At 36.8% G+C, this 19,033-nt stretch carries 18 protein-coding genes; 11 read left to right on the top strand and 7 right to left on the bottom strand.

Translation table 11 applies throughout. From position 1 onward, the window contains the following. Positions 1-16 precede the first annotated feature (16 nt). The 3 genes from JNUCC51_RS10940 to JNUCC51_RS10930 form a co-directional block, all read right to left on the bottom strand. Positions 17-1,738 carry an ABC transporter permease gene (locus tag JNUCC51_RS10940; protein WP_337992000.1) on the bottom strand — a complete coding sequence of 574 codons (1,722 nt, stop codon included), beginning with the start codon at positions 1,736-1,738 and terminating at the stop codon, positions 17-19. Positions 1,739-1,750: 12 nt separating this feature from the next. Continuing rightward, on the bottom strand, positions 1,751-2,821 hold the full coding sequence (locus JNUCC51_RS10935; RefSeq protein WP_337991999.1) for an ABC transporter ATP-binding protein: 1,071 nt from the start codon (positions 2,819-2,821) through the stop codon (positions 1,751-1,753). A 122-nt stretch (positions 2,822-2,943) separates the two neighbouring features. Next, positions 2,944-4,047 carry an extracellular solute-binding protein gene (locus tag JNUCC51_RS10930; protein ID WP_337991998.1) on the bottom strand — a complete coding sequence of 368 codons (1,104 nt, stop codon included), beginning with the start codon at positions 4,045-4,047 and terminating at the stop codon, positions 2,944-2,946. Between the two features lie 544 nt (positions 4,048-4,591). On the opposite strand from JNUCC51_RS10930, the gene JNUCC51_RS10925 reads away from it, so the two are divergent. The 3 genes from JNUCC51_RS10925 to JNUCC51_RS10915 all read left to right on the top strand — a co-directional run bounded on the left by JNUCC51_RS10925 (position 4,592) and on the right by JNUCC51_RS10915 (position 6,797). Next, positions 4,592-5,050 carry an HTTM domain-containing protein gene (locus JNUCC51_RS10925; RefSeq protein ID WP_337991997.1) on the top strand — a complete coding sequence of 153 codons (459 nt, stop codon included), beginning with the start codon at positions 4,592-4,594 and terminating at the stop codon, positions 5,048-5,050. A 74-nt stretch (positions 5,051-5,124) separates the two neighbouring features. Further along, entirely contained in the window at positions 5,125-6,288 is a 1,164-nt protein-coding gene (locus JNUCC51_RS10920) for a transglutaminase-like domain-containing protein (protein ID WP_337991996.1), read from the top strand. Between the two features lie 53 nt (positions 6,289-6,341). Then, positions 6,342-6,797, top strand: a complete 456-nt coding sequence (locus JNUCC51_RS10915) for a thiol-disulfide oxidoreductase DCC family protein (protein WP_337991995.1) — start codon at positions 6,342-6,344, stop codon at positions 6,795-6,797. A 212-nt stretch (positions 6,798-7,009) separates the two neighbouring features. On the opposite strand, the gene JNUCC51_RS10910 is transcribed toward JNUCC51_RS10915, so the two are convergent. Both JNUCC51_RS10910 and JNUCC51_RS10905 read right to left on the bottom strand, forming a co-directional pair. Further along, the gene (locus JNUCC51_RS10910) at positions 7,010-7,927 is read right to left on the bottom strand and encodes an EamA family transporter (RefSeq protein WP_337991994.1); all 918 of its coding nucleotides are present in this window, start codon (positions 7,925-7,927) and stop codon (positions 7,010-7,012) included. 16 nt (positions 7,928-7,943) lie between these two features. Next, complete coding sequence (locus JNUCC51_RS10905) at positions 7,944-8,507, bottom strand: GNAT family N-acetyltransferase (RefSeq protein WP_337991993.1); 564 nt, start codon at positions 8,505-8,507, stop codon at positions 7,944-7,946. 338 nt (positions 8,508-8,845) lie between these two features. Between JNUCC51_RS10905 and JNUCC51_RS10900 the strand changes: the two genes are divergently transcribed. The 5 genes from JNUCC51_RS10900 to JNUCC51_RS10880 all read left to right on the top strand — a co-directional run bounded on the left by JNUCC51_RS10900 (position 8,846) and on the right by JNUCC51_RS10880 (position 12,334). After that, on the top strand, positions 8,846-9,793 hold the full coding sequence (locus JNUCC51_RS10900; protein ID WP_337991992.1) for a carbohydrate kinase family protein: 948 nt from the start codon (positions 8,846-8,848) through the stop codon (positions 9,791-9,793). Between the two features lie 20 nt (positions 9,794-9,813). Beyond that, on the top strand, positions 9,814-10,245 hold the full coding sequence (locus tag JNUCC51_RS10895; RefSeq protein WP_049663638.1) for a protein-tyrosine phosphatase family protein: 432 nt from the start codon (positions 9,814-9,816) through the stop codon (positions 10,243-10,245). A gap of 216 nt (positions 10,246-10,461) precedes the next feature. Further along, positions 10,462-10,665 (top strand): PLDc N-terminal domain-containing protein, encoded by a 204-nt coding sequence (locus JNUCC51_RS10890; protein ID WP_049663636.1) that lies wholly within the window; start codon positions 10,462-10,464, stop codon positions 10,663-10,665. Further along, positions 10,662-11,555 carry an ABC transporter ATP-binding protein gene (locus tag JNUCC51_RS10885; RefSeq protein WP_337991991.1) on the top strand — a complete coding sequence of 298 codons (894 nt, stop codon included), beginning with the start codon at positions 10,662-10,664 and terminating at the stop codon, positions 11,553-11,555. The genes JNUCC51_RS10890 and JNUCC51_RS10885 overlap by 4 nt, the downstream gene beginning before the upstream one ends. Continuing rightward, complete coding sequence (locus JNUCC51_RS10880; protein WP_337991990.1) at positions 11,552-12,334, top strand: ABC transporter permease; 783 nt, start codon at positions 11,552-11,554, stop codon at positions 12,332-12,334. The genes JNUCC51_RS10885 and JNUCC51_RS10880 overlap by 4 nt, the downstream gene beginning before the upstream one ends. Positions 12,335-12,633: 299 nt before the next feature. Here the strand turns inward: JNUCC51_RS10880 and JNUCC51_RS10875 are convergent, their stop codons facing one another. After that, a complete protein-coding gene (locus JNUCC51_RS10875) occupies positions 12,634-13,359 on the bottom strand; it encodes a DUF421 domain-containing protein (RefSeq protein ID WP_443136985.1) in 726 nt (241 codons plus the stop codon). Positions 13,360-13,479: 120 nt separating this feature from the next. On the opposite strand from JNUCC51_RS10875, the gene JNUCC51_RS10870 reads away from it, so the two are divergent. Beyond that, positions 13,480-14,685 carry an MFS transporter gene (locus JNUCC51_RS10870; RefSeq protein WP_337991989.1) on the top strand — a complete coding sequence of 402 codons (1,206 nt, stop codon included), beginning with the start codon at positions 13,480-13,482 and terminating at the stop codon, positions 14,683-14,685. Positions 14,686-14,723: 38 nt separating this feature from the next. Here JNUCC51_RS10870 and JNUCC51_RS10865 read toward each other — a convergent pair whose 3' ends face one another. Beyond that, positions 14,724-15,413: an adenine nucleotide alpha hydrolase family protein gene (locus JNUCC51_RS10865; RefSeq protein WP_337991988.1), complete on the bottom strand. Its 690-nt coding sequence runs from the start codon at positions 15,411-15,413 to the stop codon at positions 14,724-14,726. 796 nt (positions 15,414-16,209) lie between these two features. Here JNUCC51_RS10865 and JNUCC51_RS10860 point away from each other — a divergent pair. Both JNUCC51_RS10860 and JNUCC51_RS10855 read left to right on the top strand, forming a co-directional pair. Next, positions 16,210-18,621, top strand: a complete 2,412-nt coding sequence (locus JNUCC51_RS10860; protein ID WP_337991987.1) for a Na+/H+ antiporter subunit A — start codon at positions 16,210-16,212, stop codon at positions 18,619-18,621. Then, entirely contained in the window at positions 18,611-19,033 is a 423-nt protein-coding gene (locus JNUCC51_RS10855; RefSeq protein WP_049663623.1) for a Na(+)/H(+) antiporter subunit B, read from the top strand. The genes JNUCC51_RS10860 and JNUCC51_RS10855 overlap by 11 nt, the downstream gene beginning before the upstream one ends.

Genomic DNA, 19,033 nt, shown 5'->3' with positions numbered 1-19,033 from the left:
CCTAGTAGATTGGCAGTTATATGGCCGAACCAGCACTGCCTTTAGATAACTTCTCGGAAATAATAAGTACAATTAAAATTAAACAAATTTGTAAGACACCATATGCACAAGCAGTCCCAAATTTAAAAGAATACAATTTTTGGAATATCGCAACTGATAATGGGATCGTTGACGTACTGTAAAGAAGAATAGACGCTACGAATTCGCCAAAGCTTTGAACAAGTGCTAGTAACGTACCCGCCAAAATGCCCGTAAATGTAAGTGGTAGGACAATACGTCTAAATGAATACCACCATGTTGCACCTAAACTTCGCGATGCTTCTTCGATAGATTGATCTAATTGCACAAGTGATGCCGATGTAGAGCGGAAAACAAGTGGTAAATGTCTAATAAAATAAGCTAACGGCAAAATCCAGAACGTCCCGATAAGAACCTGATTAAAGGAGAATATATTTTCCGTACTAAATGCTGCAATCAAATTAACAGCTACAACCGTACCTGGTAATGCCCAAGGAACCATGATTAAAATATCTAGTAATGTTTTACCTTTAAAATTTAACCGTACCATAGCATAGGCTGCCGCAACACCGAAAATGATATTGCCGATTGTGGCAACAATCCCCATTCGAACAGAATTCCAAATCGGTCGCCACGTCCGTTCATCTGTAAAAAGAGCGTGATAATGATCCAATGTATAGTCTGTTGGTAGAATTTGTGTTTTCCATGCGCCATCAACGGAGAATGAAATTAAAATAAGCACCAAAATCGGCAAAATTAAAATTAATGTGCCTATGAAAGACGCAATAGTCGCCATAACTTTCATGCCTCTTGAAGACACTTCAGATCGATGAACACTAATACCTTTACTGAGATTTTGGTAGTTTCGGCGGTTTTGATACCAACGCATAATAATTAAAAAGGTAATGGACACAAAGGATAAAATCATAGATTGTGTCGCTGCCATATCTAAATTCCCATTCGTCCGTGATAAATAGATTTGCATCGTCATCGTGCGTTCGACACCGAACATTAAAGGTGCAGTGTAGGATGCCATAGAAATCATAAATACGAGTAGGGATGAGGCAACTATCGAGGGTGTTAACATGGGCAAAATAACCTTTGTCCATACTCGAACACGCCCGGCACCTAAGCTAGTTGCGGCTTCTTCTAAAGCTGGATCAAGACCTTTTATAGCTGCTGAGGCTGTTAAGTAGAAGTAAGTGTACATAGTGAATGTATGTACTACGATAACCCCCCATATGCCCTTTAATGAAAAAGGAACTTGCTCTAAACCGAATAGGTGCTGAAACGCACGTGGGAAAATACCACTATCTCCATATAAAAATGTAAAGGACAGCACACCTACTAACGGTGGAAGAGCCATGGGTACCAATACTAAAACAGAGAGTATCCGTCTGCCAGGGAAATCATAGCGTTCCAATAGAAATGCCATAGTTACACCGACAATTGCACAGCAAATAACACTGATAAAGGATATATAAATACTAGTCCACAATGCTTCTATATTTGCTGGGCTAGCTAAATTAAAAAAGTTTTTATAATTAGATAGCGCATCATCACCTGAAAAGCTTTCAGTAAAAGTTTGATAGAACGGGTACACTACATAGGCAAACAACACTAAAAATAAAGGTGCAACTAAAATATAAACAAACCAATTTGATCTAGTTAGTCGTGTCCATGCATTTCCTTCAGAAGGATTGAGGTGTGTTTTTTCCATGTTGGTACCCTCCTATTCTCCCAAAAAATACAGTGAATCTTGGGCTATATTTAAGGTGATGTCTTCACCAATTTTTTTAAGTTGACCGTTCATATTGATAATCATTACTTTTAATGAAAAATCTAGACATTCCACAATGTAGTTCACACTAATTCCCGTAAATTCAACAAAAGTGATTTTACCTGTTACTGTGTTTTCACCAGTACCTTGATTAATACATTCAGGGCGAATAGAAATAAACACTTTGTCTCCAATCATATGCGTTAAAGTGGGGGAGCTTTGTTGCTTTCGCCCAGTGAGAGCAAGTCCACTCGCTGTTTTAACTTGTACATCGTTATCATTAACAGCTTCAATTGTCGCCTCGATTAAGTTTGTCTCACCAATAAAATCTGCTACGAAGCGGTTTGAAGGTCGATTATAAATTTCTTGCGGAGTACCGATTTGTCTGACATTGCCATTCTCCATGACCATTATCCGATCCGACATAGACATAGCTTCCATTTGATCATGCGTAACATAGATGGTTGTAACACCGAGCTCGGATTGAATACGTTTTATTTCAACGCGTGTTTCTTCACGTAATTTAGCATCTAAATTAGACAATGGCTCGTCTAACAATAAAATATCAGGCTCTATCACAAGTGCTCGTGCCAATGCAACCCGTTGCTGCTGCCCACCAGATAGTTCATTAATTTTCCGATTCCCATATTGCGATAAATGAACAAGCCCTCTAATACGGTCAACCTTTTGTTTGATTTCCGCCTTCGAGAATTTCCGTACTTGTAATCCAAATGCGATATTTTCATCTACCGTCATATGTGGAAAGAGAGCATAATTTTGAAACACCATACCGATGTTCCGTTTATTAGGTTGAAGCCTTGTCACATCAAAATCATCAAAAAGAATTTTCCCCTGCGTTGGGAAATAGAAGCCGGCTATCATCCTTAGTGTTGTCGTTTTCCCACAACCGCTTGGACCGAGGAAAGTAAAAAATTCACCAGCTTTAATGTGAAGATCTAAATCCTTTACGCCATGAACTTGACCGAATTTCTTAGAGACATTTTCTATTTTGACACTTTTCAACTGAAATGCTCCTTTCTCTTTAGAAAATTAGTTACATGAAGCCTCGAGCAAAAATATACTCGAGGCTTATAAACGTGAACAATATTCATAGATTTTTTACGCGTTAACTCTTTAATAATCGGTCACTTTTTGCCGCGTCCTTTAATATTGTTATCCCAATGCTCCATCCATTCAGCTTCTTTCTCAGTCATGAGCTGCCAATCGATATCAAACGTTTTTAAATCTAACTCTTTATACCATTCAGGCATTGTAGCTTTATCGATATCTGAGCGAGTAGGAATTTGATAGTAATCGTGGGCTAGTTGAGTCACCATACCTTTTTCAAATATGAATTCTGTGAAGAGCTTTGCATTTTCTAAGTTTTTGGCATTGTTTACAACAGCAACACCATCAACTAAAATAGGTGCACCACTTTTCGGATAAATGTAATCGAACGGATAATCAGTCGTATATTTCTTTAATAAAATATCTTGCAAATTCCATAAAGAAACACTGCCTTCTTGTCGAGTCATCTTTAAATAAAGTGCATTTGGATCTTGTGTATATTCCTTCGTGTTAGCATCTAATTTTAATAACCAATCATAGCCCTTATCAGGTGAATCTGCACCTTGACGTAAAATCATAGATGAATAAATAGTACGCATCGTTCCAGATGCTAAAACACCACGAATTAAAATTTTATCCTTCCACTTTGGATCTAATAATTCATCCCAATCTTGTGGACCCGTTTCTTTTGTTAATACATCCTTGTTAATCATAATGACCTCTGGCAGTAACATTTCACCAAACCAACGACCATCTGCATCTTTATAAGCCGCATCAATGGAGTCGTTGAAGCTAGGCTTCCAAGCTTGAAGTAAATCTTCATTGGCACCAACAGTTAGTGCAGATTGCGTACCGCCCCACCAAAAATCAGCTTGAGGATTTGCTTTTTCACCACGTAGGCGTTCTAAAATTTGCTGAGCGCCCATCGTTAAAAATTCCACTTTAATGTCCGGGTACTTTTCATTAAACTGATCGATTACCTTTTGCACCATCTCTTCATCGCGCCCTGTATAAATAACAAGCTTTCCAGATGGTGTAGCTGCCGCATCAGTCTTTTCAGAATTAGACGTTTTCTCGTTATCTTTTGCATCCTTTGTAGAAGCCTTGTCATCGCTACTACAAGCAGCTAATACAATAACCATCAGCACAAGTAAAAAACCGAAGATACGTGTTTTCTGCATAATCTTCCCCCTCTCTAATAGTGAAAAACTTACATACTAACAGTATAATCTTTAAACCTAGCATTAATGTTAGAATAATTAAAAAATTATAATTAACTTCATCATAGCTAAGGAAATACTAGATAACAATGGCGTTTAACTTCTTTCAGCGGGTGTTTGGGCACCCACTGAAAGAAGTTAAAGCCTCCGGCGGATGTCACGGAATCTGAAAGGAGCTCTTTGTGCAGGTACAAAGGCGATTCCGGACGCACTTATACCGAGGCGAGGTATAAGTGATCTAGAGTCGAAAACGCTTTAAACGGGCTGCACGTCGAAAGTGGCGAAAATTTCATCAAATCGACGTGAACTTTCCATTTCCAATAATTCTTGGATGCCAAATAGGCTCATTTGTTTTACAATAGTCATAGGGCATTCACCTCATTCAGTATGGTTTAGTTTAGTCGCTACCATTATACCGAATTGGGGAGGTGCCCGTTTTTTATTGTTTTAGAACCCTTGATACTAAAGGGATTAAAATTATGAAATTAACTCATATGTAAATATTTTGCATAATTTTGGTGTCCTTGCTGTTGTTATTCAATTTTGTATTATTTATTTGAATTCTGCTTTATATAAAGTTATGGGTGAGTATTGGCAAAATGGTACTGCAATTTATTATATTCTACAAGTAGACGAGTTTAATTTACCTTGGCTAACTGATTTAATAGTCTCTTCAGATATTTTAATAGTATTGATTACTTATTCGACAGTATTATTACAAATTGCGTTCCCTTTTATGTTGTTAAATAAACGTACAAAATATATTGGATTATCACTTGCTGTCCTAATGCATCTAGGTATTGCGTTTGCAATGGGACTAATCACATTTTCATTTATTATGATTTTAATTGATACAATTTTAATAAGCGATGAAGATTATAGGAAAGCCTATGCATTTTTAAAAAAGAAATTTGCAAAGAAGAAGGGAACAAGTCAAGTGGATTTGGAAACGAATTCTATTTAGAGGATAAAGAAGTTTAATTTATCTATTTCTCATATAATAATTTAGCAGATTTAATATAAGGATGGAAGAATTCTATGAGTAAAACTGTTACCGTTGATTTTTTTTATAAAAATGAATTGTCCGAAAAACTACAATTGTGGATTGTTATGCCTTCTGCTATTCGATTTAACGAGAATAATTTAACGCCTGATCAAATTACTAAGATTCCAACAGGAGAGAAACTAGCGTACTACATTTTGGACAAAGATCAGGATCTTCATCTTAATTATGAAGTGGAATTATATAGTACTAAGAATGAAAAGAAAACATTAACGGATGAAGAAAAGGATTTTTATTTGAGAAACACCATTCTTTCACCAATAAATACTGAAACAACAAGGTTAGCAAAAGAAATTACTGCTCGACAGAAAAATGATCATGAAAAAGCACGTGCTATTTTTCATTATATAGTAGATAATTATCGCTACATTTATCCTCCAAGTAGTAGGGGTGTTAACTCATTTCTCGAAGTGAAAAAAGGCGATTGTGGAGAATTTTCATTTCTCTTTACAGCATTATGTAGAACATTAAAAATACCAGCAAGGACAGTAGTTGGAAGCTGGGCATATGGAAAAATGAACGCTCATGTTTGGAATGAATTTTTTATAGAAGGTGAGGGTTGGATTTCAGTCGATACAAGCATGGCCTACATACAAAAGAAACAAACTTTTAGGTTTTTTGATAGCTCTCTAAAGACTTTACACTGGAAAAAGTATTTTGGTGAAACCGAAGGACAACGAGTTGTTTTTTCTAAAGATGCGGAAATAGAGTTATTACCAAAATATAAGAATAATGAAGAAGCCTATACTTTAAATCCAATTCTCATTAATGGGGAGCCTTTTTGTTGGGGACAGCAATCACTTAACGGGAGAGCCCCTTACTTACAACCTATATATGTAAAATATGAACAAAATGACGATTTATTTTCATCAGTAGATATATCACAATTATTTGGAACTTGGAAAATACGAGAACATGGAATAAAGCATTTTTTAGAGCGCTCTAAAGTATTTTTACTGATTATAGCTTTATTGTCTATGGCTTTAAATTTTATCTTTCAAAACTTCTATTTAGGGGTAACTTATAAATTGACGTTTATTATATTCTTTTTATGTTTCATATTAAGAAGAGAGCGTGTTATTATTTTTAGCGTTTTTTTATTGGTTATGTTTTTATCCCTTTTATCAACCTTAGATTAAAGGCAAACATATAACTGATCTTATTAGTAGGGTTGAAGGGACGTGGTTTTAAATTGAAGCGTATAATAGTTTTTTATGATGGTTGGTGTTCTTTTTGTCTTAAAAGTATAAAGAGTTTTAAACGGTTTGATTGGTTAAATCGCATAGAATTTATTTCTTTTAGGGATCAAAAAGTAATTGAAAAATATAAACTGGATGAAAAGATGCTTGAAAAAAGAATTCATTCTTTATTACAATCTAACTCAAAATATAAAATTGAGAATGGTATCTATTCAATCAATCGTATTTGTAAAAATAGCCCTGCACTGTGGATATTTGTTCCTTTTTTAAGTTTTGCTACTCTAATAGGTCTAGGGCAGTTAATCTATGATTGGATAGCAAATAGAAGAACTATTTTTCCTACGGGACAGTGTGAAGGTGGAAGTTGTCAAATTCCACAAATAGATTTAAAGAGCATATCTAAAAAAAATGATTTCAGAAATTCCTTTTGCTGTCATGTAGATAGCTGAAATAATAAAAATGTTTTATCTATTTAGGCTCTGTTTCTAGTGGACTTAAGCAGTATAATCGTTTTAATGTAAACTAATGTGCACAATTTACTTCATTCATGTACCGAGCACTCGGTTTATTAAAATATAGCTTTTGGATTAATCCAGTATGTTAATTAAGGGAGATGTGTCAAAATGTGATACATCTCCCTTTCTAATGTAGATTAAAGTATTTACTTACTGATAGTCTCTAAAGATTTTCCCTTTTGTCGTCGTTGCGAAAGTATTGTTGGTAGCATCATACCGACAATAACCAAAATAATACCCGCAATTTGTAAAGAAGTTAAAGGTTCATGTAGAACAATAACTGAAACGGTTACGGCAACGGGTAACTCCATAGCACTTAAAATAGAGGCAAGAGCTCCTCCCACTTTCGGAACAGCTATAGAGAATAAATAAATCGGCATAATAATACCGAAGAACCCTAGAGCTAGTCCGAATTTCCATAACCCTCCGGCGAATAATTTGCCGTTCCAAAGTACTTCAGGATTAAGGAAAATACTAATAATAATAAGAGCGACAAAGGATACGATTAACACGCGTGATGTAGTTGTAATACCTTCCACGTGACGAGAGTTAAATTGAATAAAGCAAGCAAATGTAAAGGCAGCAGCCAAACCTAGTAGCCAGCCTTGAATAGGGATGCCGCTTAAATCTACATTTAGTACGCCAGCAGCTAAAATAGTTCCAACAAATAATACAATGATCGAAAGGACTTCAGTCCTACTTGGTAAGCGTTTATGAAGTGCGCAATCTATTAATAAGCCTATCCATGTGAATTGGAAAAGCATTACTACTGCGAGAGAGGCTGGTAGATACTTTAATGATTCGCCGTATATAATTCCTGTAGTCCCGGTAAATATCCCTGCGCACACTAAAATAAGCAGTCCCTTTTTAGAGAGCTTCGGTAATTGCCTTTGTGTCACTATAAAAATAGTTGCAACAAGCATAAAGCCAATAATATATTGACTTGATACTGCCTCCCCTGTTGTAAAGCCATGCTGCATAGCTACTTTGACAATTGTCGATAGTACACCATAGCTACTAGAAGCAATGACAATTAAAAGAGGATAAATTAAATTCTTTTTCATGTTTTTATTTCACTTCCTAAAATTGCTTCACCATATGATGAAATGGCTCATCAATAATGGACCATGGCTCTGTAATGACAAAGCCCATGCGTTCATAAAGGCGACGAGCGTCCTCTTTTTGTGTTTCGACGTTTAATGATAATTTTGAATAGCCTCGTTTTTGTGTTTCCTCTATGGCAAATTGCAGTAATAATGTTCCTATTCCTTTACCACGAGCTTCTGGTGCTACACAAATAGTATCAATATAATATTCATCTTCATGAGCCTCTTTATCGATGATGATGGATGGTGCATTTTTCTCTTCAAGCCATTTTACGAGATTTGCATCCATATGAATGGCTTCGACACCATTATAGTAAACAAGAATTCCTAATACTTGCTCATTCTCAACAGCAACAAAAGTATTTAAATAGGAATGTCGATTGTCCTCAAGCTTGAATAGTACAGTAAGTTCTTGTTCAACGGCTTTCGCTGTTTGTTCACCTGTTAAACGGTTGGCAATATCACCAATCGCATCAATAACTAGTGGTACTACGGCATGGGCATCCTGCGGTTGCGCTTGTCGAATTGTGATACTCATTGTCAAAATCCCTACCTTTCTATAGGCAAGTATAACAAAGATAGAGGATGACTCAAGTTTTTGAGTAAATGGTAATATTCTGATGGCCTCTAGCCTTCTTTCCGCGGGTGTCTAAACACCCATAGAAATAAAGGAACTCAGTCTAAGAACGCCATGTCCTGTGGTGATTTATTACAAAGTCGATTCCAGACGCATTGTTTATCTGTAGCGAGAGCAAAGCATCAGCTACAATTATGCCAAGGCATGGCATAATTGATTATTATTCCGAAAGTTTAAAACTTTATACGATATCAGATTTCGTGTTAATCTATAAGGACTAGAGTTTCGGGAGGACAACAATGACAAAGGAAGATAAGGATTATATTTTAGTTTATGGAGATGCTTTTATTGACTATATCGCAGATGATGTAACAAACACATCTTTTACTAAATATATGGGTGGCGCAACGGTAAATGTTGCTGCGGGAATTAGCCGTATCGGTGCTCCATCTGCATTAATTACGATCACAGGAGATGACGAAGGCTCTCAGTTTGTTCGAGATGGCCTTGCACAAGAAGGTGTAAGCCTGGATTATGCAGTATTTAACCCTGCGAAGCGTGTTAGCGGTGTCTATGTACATTTAACAGAAGCATGTGAGCGAATTTTTAAGGATTATGTCGATGAAACGCCAGATTTACAAGTTGAAGCAACACAATTAAATGAAGCGGCTTTTAAACATGCATCCGCTTTAACTGTATGTTCAGGTACAATGTTCCACCCTACAGCCCTTGAGACAACACGTGCTGCTGTAGAGATGGCAAAGGAAAAAGGTGCGATTATAGCAATGGATGCGAATATTCGTCCTCTACGTTGGAGCAGTGAGCAGTTTTGCCGTGAAACTATCACGTCATTTTTTGAGCACGTAGATATTTTAAAGGTCACGGATGAAGAATTATTTTTCCTGACAGAAACAACTAGCTTGGAAGAGGGTATTGAGCAATTAAACAGTTATTTAGTGCCTATTATATTAGTAACAGTAGGAGAGAACGGCACATATGCGGTGTTAAATGGTGAAGTTATCCATGTACCGACAGAAAAGGTTGTGCCAGTAGATACTACAGGTGCTGGAGATGCATTTATGGCTGGTGTATTACGCGATGTTCATTACAATGGTTTACCTACAACGGAAGAGGAACTTGCTCGTTGTGTAAGCTTTGGCAATAAGCTAGGTGCTTTGGCAGCCACTAAAGCAGGGGCATTAACAGCTCTTCCATACTATGATGATATTAAGCATTTACTTAAATAGTCGTTTGGAGCGTGCATACAATGGAGAAAAATTACGATGTATTAGTAAAGGATCGATTATTCTTTGGCGGTGCGAAAGATGCAGATTTAGCTTTTGAACAAGAAACAGTTGATATCGTGATTGATGTTCGAGTAAATGGCTTATCTAATGAGGAGCAAGAAGCGGCTTCATATGTGTACAAGCATATGCCAATTGCTGATGAGGATATAGAAGTTGCACCATCTATTCATAAGGTTGCGAAAGAAATTGTTTCAGCCTATGAGAATGGACAGAAAGTGTACTTCCATTGCGGAAGTGGGGGAGGTCGCGCAGGAGTGGCAGCCACTGCTGTATTAATGGAGCTCGGCCAGGCCAATTCTCTTGAGGAAGCGGAAGAGGCTGTAAAGAACGCCCGTCCACAAGTAACAATTCGTCCAAAAATGGCAGATGCTTTGCAGAAGCTATACAAATAAATGAGAAGATGTACCAAAAGTTTTTTCAACTTTGGTACATCTTCTTTTTTTGCTCTTTGAATCAAAGACCTTTCTTAGCTTTGAATAATCCAACGTTATTTTAAATAGTCCTCTAAACCATTATCAAAAATAACATTTCCCTAACATATGTAAAATTGTGCTATACATATTAGAACAGTTATTGTTATAGTAATAATATAACAGAGATGAGGTGATCTGATGGAGGAGTTAGCGAAAGTTCCGTGGGCAGTGATAGCACCACTAATTGTGGTCCAATTTATTTTAATGATTGTTGCTCTAGTTGATTTACGTAAAATCCATGCCACAAATGGACCTAAAATTTTATGGGTGTTTCTTATCATTTTTACTAGTTATCTTGGGTCGATTGCGTACTTTATAGTTGGGAGAAAACAATCATGACAATATTACTTCAGGTAACAGGACTTACAAAGCAATTTGCAGAGAGAGTAGTTGTGGATGGATTAGAATTCACGTTAGAAAAAAATACATCGACAGCATTAATTGGACCTAATGGCGCTGGTAAAACAACGACATTATCGATGCTAACAGGTTTATTAAAACCAACCTCTGGAAGTGTGAAAATGCTGGATGGTGATTTAAGAGCCAATATTGGTTTCTTGCCACAATATCCGCAATTCCATCCTTGGTTAAGTGCGTTAGAGTTTACTGAAATGGCAGCAAAGTTAAATGGTATGCCGACAAAAAAAGCAAAAGTTGAAGCACAAAAAACACTTGAGTTTGTAGGTCTAGGTAATGATTTAAATAAGAAAATTTCTACTTTTTCTGGTGGCATGAGGCAACGACTAGGTATTTCCCAAGCAATTGTGCATAAGCCTAAGTTACTCTTACTAGATGAGCCTGTGTCTGCGTTGGATCCAGTAGGTCGTAGGGAAGTTCTTGATTTATTAAAGGGCTTACAGCAAGAAACAACTATATTATATTCGACTCATATTTTAAATGATGCCGAAGAGATGACAGATCAATTATTGTTTTTACGTGATGGAAAGCTAGTAGAACAGGGGACATTACGTGAAGTTCGACAACGTTTCGATGAACCAAATTATGTTGTAGAGTTTGGCACTGAAAAAGAGGCACAACTTTTTGCTAGTCAATCTGAACTTATTGGAGAAGTTAAGGGCAGTCATGTATATATAGAAATTATTGATGATAAACCGGGTATGCAGGAGCTGCTTCAACATTTAAGCAACTGCCCTTATAAAATACGAAAAGTGGAGCGACAAACAGCATCACTTGAAGAGATTTTCATGAAGGTGGCGAGAAAAATATGAGAGGATTTAATGTACTTTTGCAAAAGGAATTCAGAGAAGCTTGGCGAAGCTGGAAGTTTTTATGGATACCTCTTGTATTTGCTTTGCTCGGTATGAGCGATCCACTGACAAACTACTATATGACGGATATTTTAAATGCTGTTGGTAACGTACCAGAAGGCTTCGAAATGTTGATGCCAGAATTAATGCCAGTGGACCTATTGCAAGGTTCCATTGGTCAATTTCAAACGATATGCTTACTCGTATTAATGGCTACTTTCGTAGGAGCCATTAGTAAAGAAAGAGCAAGTGGAATGGCTACTTTGTTGTATGTCCGTCCTATATCGTTTAGCGCTCATTTTATGAGTAAATTTATCGTCATGAGTACTGTTGGCTTCATTAGTATTTTAGCTGGCTTTGCTGCGAGCATATACTATACGGTCGTGCTTTATGGGACATTTGAGATAGGGCCACTTGTGGCATGTTTTTTCACATATTTTTCTTGGCTACTCTTTGTGATAGCAGTGACATTAATGATGAGTGCTGCCTTTAAAACAGTAGCAGCAACAGCATGTGCGTTCGCTGTCATATTTATTGGGCAAATATTGGATTCTTTAGTGGGGGCATTTTGGACAATATCACCGTGGAAATTACCTTTATATGGCGTTCAATTAATGAAGGGCACAATGGAAATGTCGGATTATTGGTGGAGTTTAGCTATTACATTAGTTGTCTCGATAATTTGTGTGAGTATAGGAATTTTGACAATGAAGAAAAATGCACCGATGACGAAAATTTAAAACTTTATTTTAATGGTTTAATCATATTTAAGAGCATCAACCTGGTAGATTCCTTCCGAGTTGATGCTTTTTTATCTAAAAATTCAAAGAGATGAGGGGACTAAGAATAATATGAACTGTTCTTGGAATATCCATAACTTAGGAATATAATATAGCTATAACTCAGGATTTATCGAACAACTCAGAAAATATAAAAATGTAAGTAGGAGGATGTAGATAAAATGGCTACAGAAAATTCCAATCGCACTAATCGGCATTGTTACACCATTAAAATAGATAAAGCAAGACGATACAAGCTGTTAAGAGCTTGATCGTCTTGCTTTATCCTTTAAGCTTACATATAAGGAACCGTTTCCTTGAACTTGAGCAAAATAAACATCTTCTACGGATTGGACGTTTTGTTTTTTCAGCTTTTTCATAAGCCAATCTTCAGTTAATTCAAGTTCAACTAAGTTTTCATAAATAACCTTCCCATCTGAAGCTACTTCTGTTGGTATATAGGTTGGTGGTGTAACATCGGCCTTTACATCTTGCTTTGTAGCTGGTTGCTCAGCCGGTCTAGGTAACACACTTAGTTTACCCGTAGTTTCAAGTAATGCATATTGCACATCTTGTATAGAAAATATGGCTTGTTCCCGTAACATCATCGCCAACTCATCCATATGCAAACGATTTTTCTTTAAGGCAGATTCTAAAATAATGCCATTTTGAATAAGGATTGTTGGCTTGTCATCGACAATCACACGGGCCTTTTTAGATTTAATGGTAATGATGGTCATGAAATATGTTAAGACACTCCACCAAATGAGGGCAATAAGTCCATCTAAAAAGGGTGTTTCAGCCTGTGCTGCAATTTCAGAGGCAATGGAACCAAATGTGATACCTGTTGTATAGTGGAAGAATGTAAGTTGTCCAAGCTGTTTTTTCCCTAGCAATCGGGTTACGATGAGTAACGCAAAGAAGGAAAGTGTTGACCTAAGTATCATTTCCCAAAAATCAGCTTTAAAAAATTCGTCTATATTCATACGTAAATCAACTCCCTTAAACCTGCTATTTTCAATGAATAGCTTGTGCAAAAAGGTCAATAGTATGCGACGATCTCTTATAAATGAAAGTTTACAAAAATTAGAAATTGAGGTGACGGCATGAATAAGCAAGTAGGGAATCTTAACAATCCGGTCTATCCAATTATGATTGCAATAGCTGTTGCCCATCTTATCAATGATACGATGCAAGCTGTTATTCCAGCGATGTTCCCGATATTGAAGAGTGATTTAGGGCTAACTTTTACACAAATTGGTCTTATTTCGTTCGCATTAAATATGTTTGCTTCTGCTTTGCAGCCTGTTGTAGGTTTTGCTAGCGATAAGAAGCCGATGCCATACGCTTTACCGATTGGTATGATAAGTTCGTTCATAGGCATTGCCATTATAGCGTTCACATCACAATATTGGGTAATAATTATTGCAGTATTATTTTTAGGATTTGGCTCAGCTATTTTCCATCCCGAGGGATCACGTGTTTCATTTATGGCAGCGGGCTCAAAAAGAGGACTTGCACAATCGGTTTATCAAGTTGGAGGTAACTCTGGGCAAGCACTCGCACCATTAATTAGTGCTTATATTTTTGATTTGCTTGGACAACGTGGTGCCGCGATTGTCTTAGTAGTGGCAGCAATAGGTATTGTTATATTGAGCAAAATTGCAGCGTGGTATAGAAGGCAGTTGGAGCAAGAACGTTTGGCAAAGAAAAAACGAGTATTAGTTTCTAACTTGCCGCCATTAACAAAAAAACAAGTAGGCATTGCGCTGACGTTACTATTTACTATTATTTTTGCGAGATCATTTTATACAACTAATATTACAAGTTTTTATGTGTTTTATTTAATGGATCATTATGATGTTAGCCTTCGTCTTGGACAAATATTAATTTTCACCTTTATGGCATTTGGCGTAGTTGGTACATTTTTCGGAGGTTCATTATCAGATCGAATTGGTAGAAAAAACGTTATTTTACTGTCCGTTGTTGTACCGATGCCATTTTGTTTGGCGTTGCCGTATGTACCATTATGGGCAGCGATGATATTTTTAGTGATTATCGGTACACTCATCATGATTAGTTTCTCGGTAACAGTTGTCTATGCACAGGAGCTTGTTCCTACAAAAATTGGTACAATGGCTGGTTTAACAACTGGTTTTGCTTTCGGAATGGGTGCAATCGGTGCGATGGTAATTGGTATATTAATGGATCATAGGGGTATTGATTTTACGATGATGGTCGTATCTTTACTACCATTATTATTACTAGTAGCATTTTTCTTACCTAAGGATAAACCGGCTTCTGCGGTGTAAAATAAAAACGCGTTCTCCAGTTAGGGGAACGCGTTTTATTATTGACGTAATGGCGATAAAAATTCAGCCGGAAGTTTGTTTTTATCAAGTACATAGCCCTCTGATATGTGAACTTCATGCATTTTATCATTGTAAGTGAATTTAAAAATACCATTATCAAAGTCAGTGCCAATCTCTTTGAAAAATATACCTTCAATTGATACATATTTAGGACATGTAAATGCTACTTTAAAATCTTCGTGTTCTTGGATTAAATAGGCACGTACACCTTTTTCGTATGTATCGTTAGCATCGTCGTCGTCAGTTGGACGTTGGACAGCTACGATGTGAAAATCAACGAAAGGAACTTCTTTTAATAAAACGTTTAGGAAGGAACCCTTTGTGATTTCTTCCCAGCGACTCTGTGCACTCTGACCTACGATGATTTGAGAAATTCCGTAGTTTTTTGCCACTTCTGCAATAACCTTTTGTATGGGGCGCTTTTCATTATCTTGTAATATGAATTTTTCAATTTCAAGCTCATCAGATAACTTTTTCCATTGCTCAATGTAGCTAGATTTCTCTGCATCAAATGCATCAAGGGGTTGCGAATCAACAGAAAGAATATATAGTGGACAATCTAACATTGTAGCCATTTTATGACCACGTCGTATTAATCGTTCACCGTTAAGCCCATAGTAGACACAAACTAATATACTTTCGTCTAAACGCCCTTTTACATGCTTCATAAAAATTAACACCTCTTATCTTGACTTTATTTTGTCATTTTTACTGTAGATTTCGAAAAAAATATCCTAAAACAGCTAAAATCGATACTGATACAGTGCATTATGCTCATTTATACTGTATACTGAAAAACGTATAAAAGTTAATGATAATATATTGGGAAAACCTTGAGGAAACAGGGTTATCTTTATACTTTACAGTTATTTGATTTATGCATTTCGTGCATTTAAACCAAGTGCTTCTATATGCCACACTATTATGCAGTTAGTTAAATAGAATAGTCAAGTGACTTGATATACCAATGTGACATGACATTTTTTCTAGGCTTTAAGGCAATATTGGTTATTCATGCTTCTCAAAATAGGAAGCTCATAGCCTGAAAAGTTCCCCTGATATTATGCAGTGCTATCACCAAAAGCTTCTCCCTGCATAAAAAATGTGCTGAATGTTGAATGAAATAGATTTTACTGTATCTATTATTGTTTATTACTTCAACACACACCACTTACTTTCCATTTCAAGGAGTACATACTTTAGTACTTGATAAATAATCAAATTTCAAGAGAATTTCTGATATGTTAATTAGCTTTCATTAAAAAGGCTTTAGTAGTTAAAAGCTAGCTGAATACAGTTAGAGCCTTCAGCAATTGTTATTGATATTTTGTGGGCAGAGCAAAGTTTAATCAGTAGTAACTTCAGTAGATTTGGGAATACTTTATTATCGATTATTGTCTCATATCTGTTTCGCACCATATCACAGCAAGTTGCTGAACGAAATTGATAGTAGGAGGTTTTCACTTGGTTACTGTTTTCATTGCGATACTTTTACCATTTGTTTGTGCTGCGCTTATTCCACTACTTTATAGGCGACTAAGGCGTGTTGCACATCTTGGCTGGTTTGTTTTATCCGTTCCATTCATCTTGTTTCTTTTACTCGCGCGCTATATTCCTCAAATTGCCGAGGGTAAAACGTTTATTCATACATATGAGTGGATTCCCTCTTTTAATATAAATTTTACAACGTATCTCGACGGACTCAGTATGATTTTTGGCTTGCTGATTACGGGTGTAGGTAGTTTAGTCATTTTATATTCTATTTTTTATTTATCAACGAAAGAATCTCTTCACCATTTTTACTGCTATTTATTACTATTCATGGGCGCTATGCTTGGCGTCGTCTTTTCAGATAATTTAATGGTATTATACACATTTTGGGAACTAACAAGTGTATCTTCATTCCTGTTAATTGCATTTTGGCATCATCGAAAATCATCTCGTGCCGGTGCAAGAAAAGCTATGACAATTACCGTTTTTGGTGGCCTATCAATGTTAGCGGGCTTTTTGATGCTCTATGTAGCTTCGGGTACATTTAGTATTCGTGAAATCGTTGCTAATGTAGGGGTTATACGAGACCATACACTGTTTATCCCAGCGTTAATCCTTATTCTAATTGGGGCATTTACAAAATCTGCACAGTTTCCTTTCCATATTTGGTTACCAGATGCGATGGAGGCGCCAACACCTGTCAGTGCTTATTTACACTCGGCAACGATGGTAAAGGCCGGTATATATTTAGTTGCACGTTTTTCCCCAGTATTTGGAGGAGAGGCTGTATGGTTCTGGCTAGTAAGTGTGATTGGTCTTGTAACGTTGTTCTGGGGTTCATTTAATGCTGTGCGTCAGATCGATTTAAAGGCGTTACTGGCTTTTTCAACGGTTAGTCAGCTTGGTTTGATAATGAGTTTATTTGGGCTAGGATCAGTAGGGCATTATTACGGTTATGCTGCAGATACAGTTCTTTATACACAGGCAAGCTTTGCAGCGTTGTTTCATCTTATTAATCACTCCACATTTAAAGGTGCACTATTCATGATGGTCGGCATTGTCGATCATGAGGCGGGCACACGAGATATTCGCCGTCTCGGGGGATTAATGGCCTTAATGCCAGTAACTTTCACAATTGCAGTCATTGGCGGGTTTTCTATGGCTGGCTTGCCTCCGTTTAATGGCTTCTTAAGTAAAGAAATGTTTTTCACAGCAGTACTAGCTATTCGCAATGTAGAGGCATTTTCAATTACTGATTTGGGACTGCTCTTTCCAATAGTGGCATGGGTGGCAAGTATCTTTACATTTGTTTACTGTATGATTTTGATCAGTCGAACGTTTTTTGGAAAACTACAGCTAAATAAGTTGGATAAAAAACCACATGAAGCTCCATTAGGTATGCTACTTTCGCCAATCATTTTGTGCGTCTTTGTAGTTGGGATTTTCTTTTTCCCAAATGCGCTAGGGCATTATATTTTAGAGCCTGCTATGGCAAGTATTTATCCAACATTCCCATCAACTAGTGAATTAACACCACATATTTATGCTTGGCATGGCATTAATGCAGAATTGTTAATGACTCTTGGTGTAATTATTATTGGGATCATTTTATTTAAAACGTTAAAAAGCTGGAAGCCTTTGTATCGGATATTCCCGCAAAGATACACGTTTAATACTTATTACAATCGAATGATTGAGTTTAGTGAAAATAGTTCGGCAAAGCTTACTAATCGCTATATGACAGGTAATTTAACACATTACTTTGTCTATATCTATGTATTTTTTGTTGCGCTAATTGCAGGATATTTTATTTGGTCGGATGCTACTGCTTTTAATTTTGCGAAGGATTCCTCAATTGAGACTTATGAGCTCATTTTAGTGTTTGTAATGATGTTCGCCGCAGTATGGATGATTTTCGCTAAGGGACGCGTAACAGCAATGTTATTAAATGGCGTACTCGGCTATTCAATCGCATTTTTCTTTGTTATTTTCCGTGCGCCTGATTTAGCGTTAACCCAATTAGTCGTTGAATCTGTGACAACTGCTTTATTCCTTCTATGCTTTAAATATTTACCTGATTTAATGCCTGAAGCCTCCCGCAAAAAAATGCAATGGTCTAAGGTGATTATATCCATCTTCGTTGGCGCTACGGTTACATTAGTAGGCTTAGCGGTTGTCCATTTCGATCGCTTTGAGCCAGTGGCTACTTACTTCAATGATTCCTACGAACTGGCGGGTGGTTCAAATATCGTCAACACAATATTAGGCGATTTCCGTGCATTTGATACGATGCTAGAAGTTGTCGTTCTTCTGATTGCTGGCTTAGGAGTGTATACATTAACGAAGCTAAAGCCACGAAAGGAGGAAACAGATCGTGAAAATTAATGATGTCATTTTACGTACTATCACAAAGACGGTCGTATTCATTATTTTAACCCTTGGTATTTATCTATTCTTTGCAGGGCATCATGCTCCTGGTGGAGGTTTTATTGGGGGTCTCGTGCTGGCTTCTGGCATTGTTTTATTGTATTTAGCGTATGACATCGAAACAGTGCATAAAGGGATGCCATTTGATTTTAAAAAAGTCGCAGCGCTTGGCGTATTACTAGCGACAGGCACAGCAATCGGCTCACTATTTTTTGATGTTCCATTTTTAACGCAAACACATAGTTATATAAATGTACCGATATTCGGGAAAATGGGCTTTTCGACGGTAACAATTTTCGAGGCTGGTGTGGCTTTAACGGTAGTAGGTGTTGTAGTCACAATTATTTTAAGTATAAGTGAGGATGAGTAG

The organism is Lysinibacillus sp. JNUCC 51 (genome assembly GCF_015999525.1).
GTDB classification, from domain to species: Bacteria; Bacillota; Bacilli; order Bacillales_A; family Planococcaceae; genus Lysinibacillus; species Lysinibacillus xylanilyticus.
This window is presented reverse-complemented; position numbering and strand designations above follow the sequence as displayed.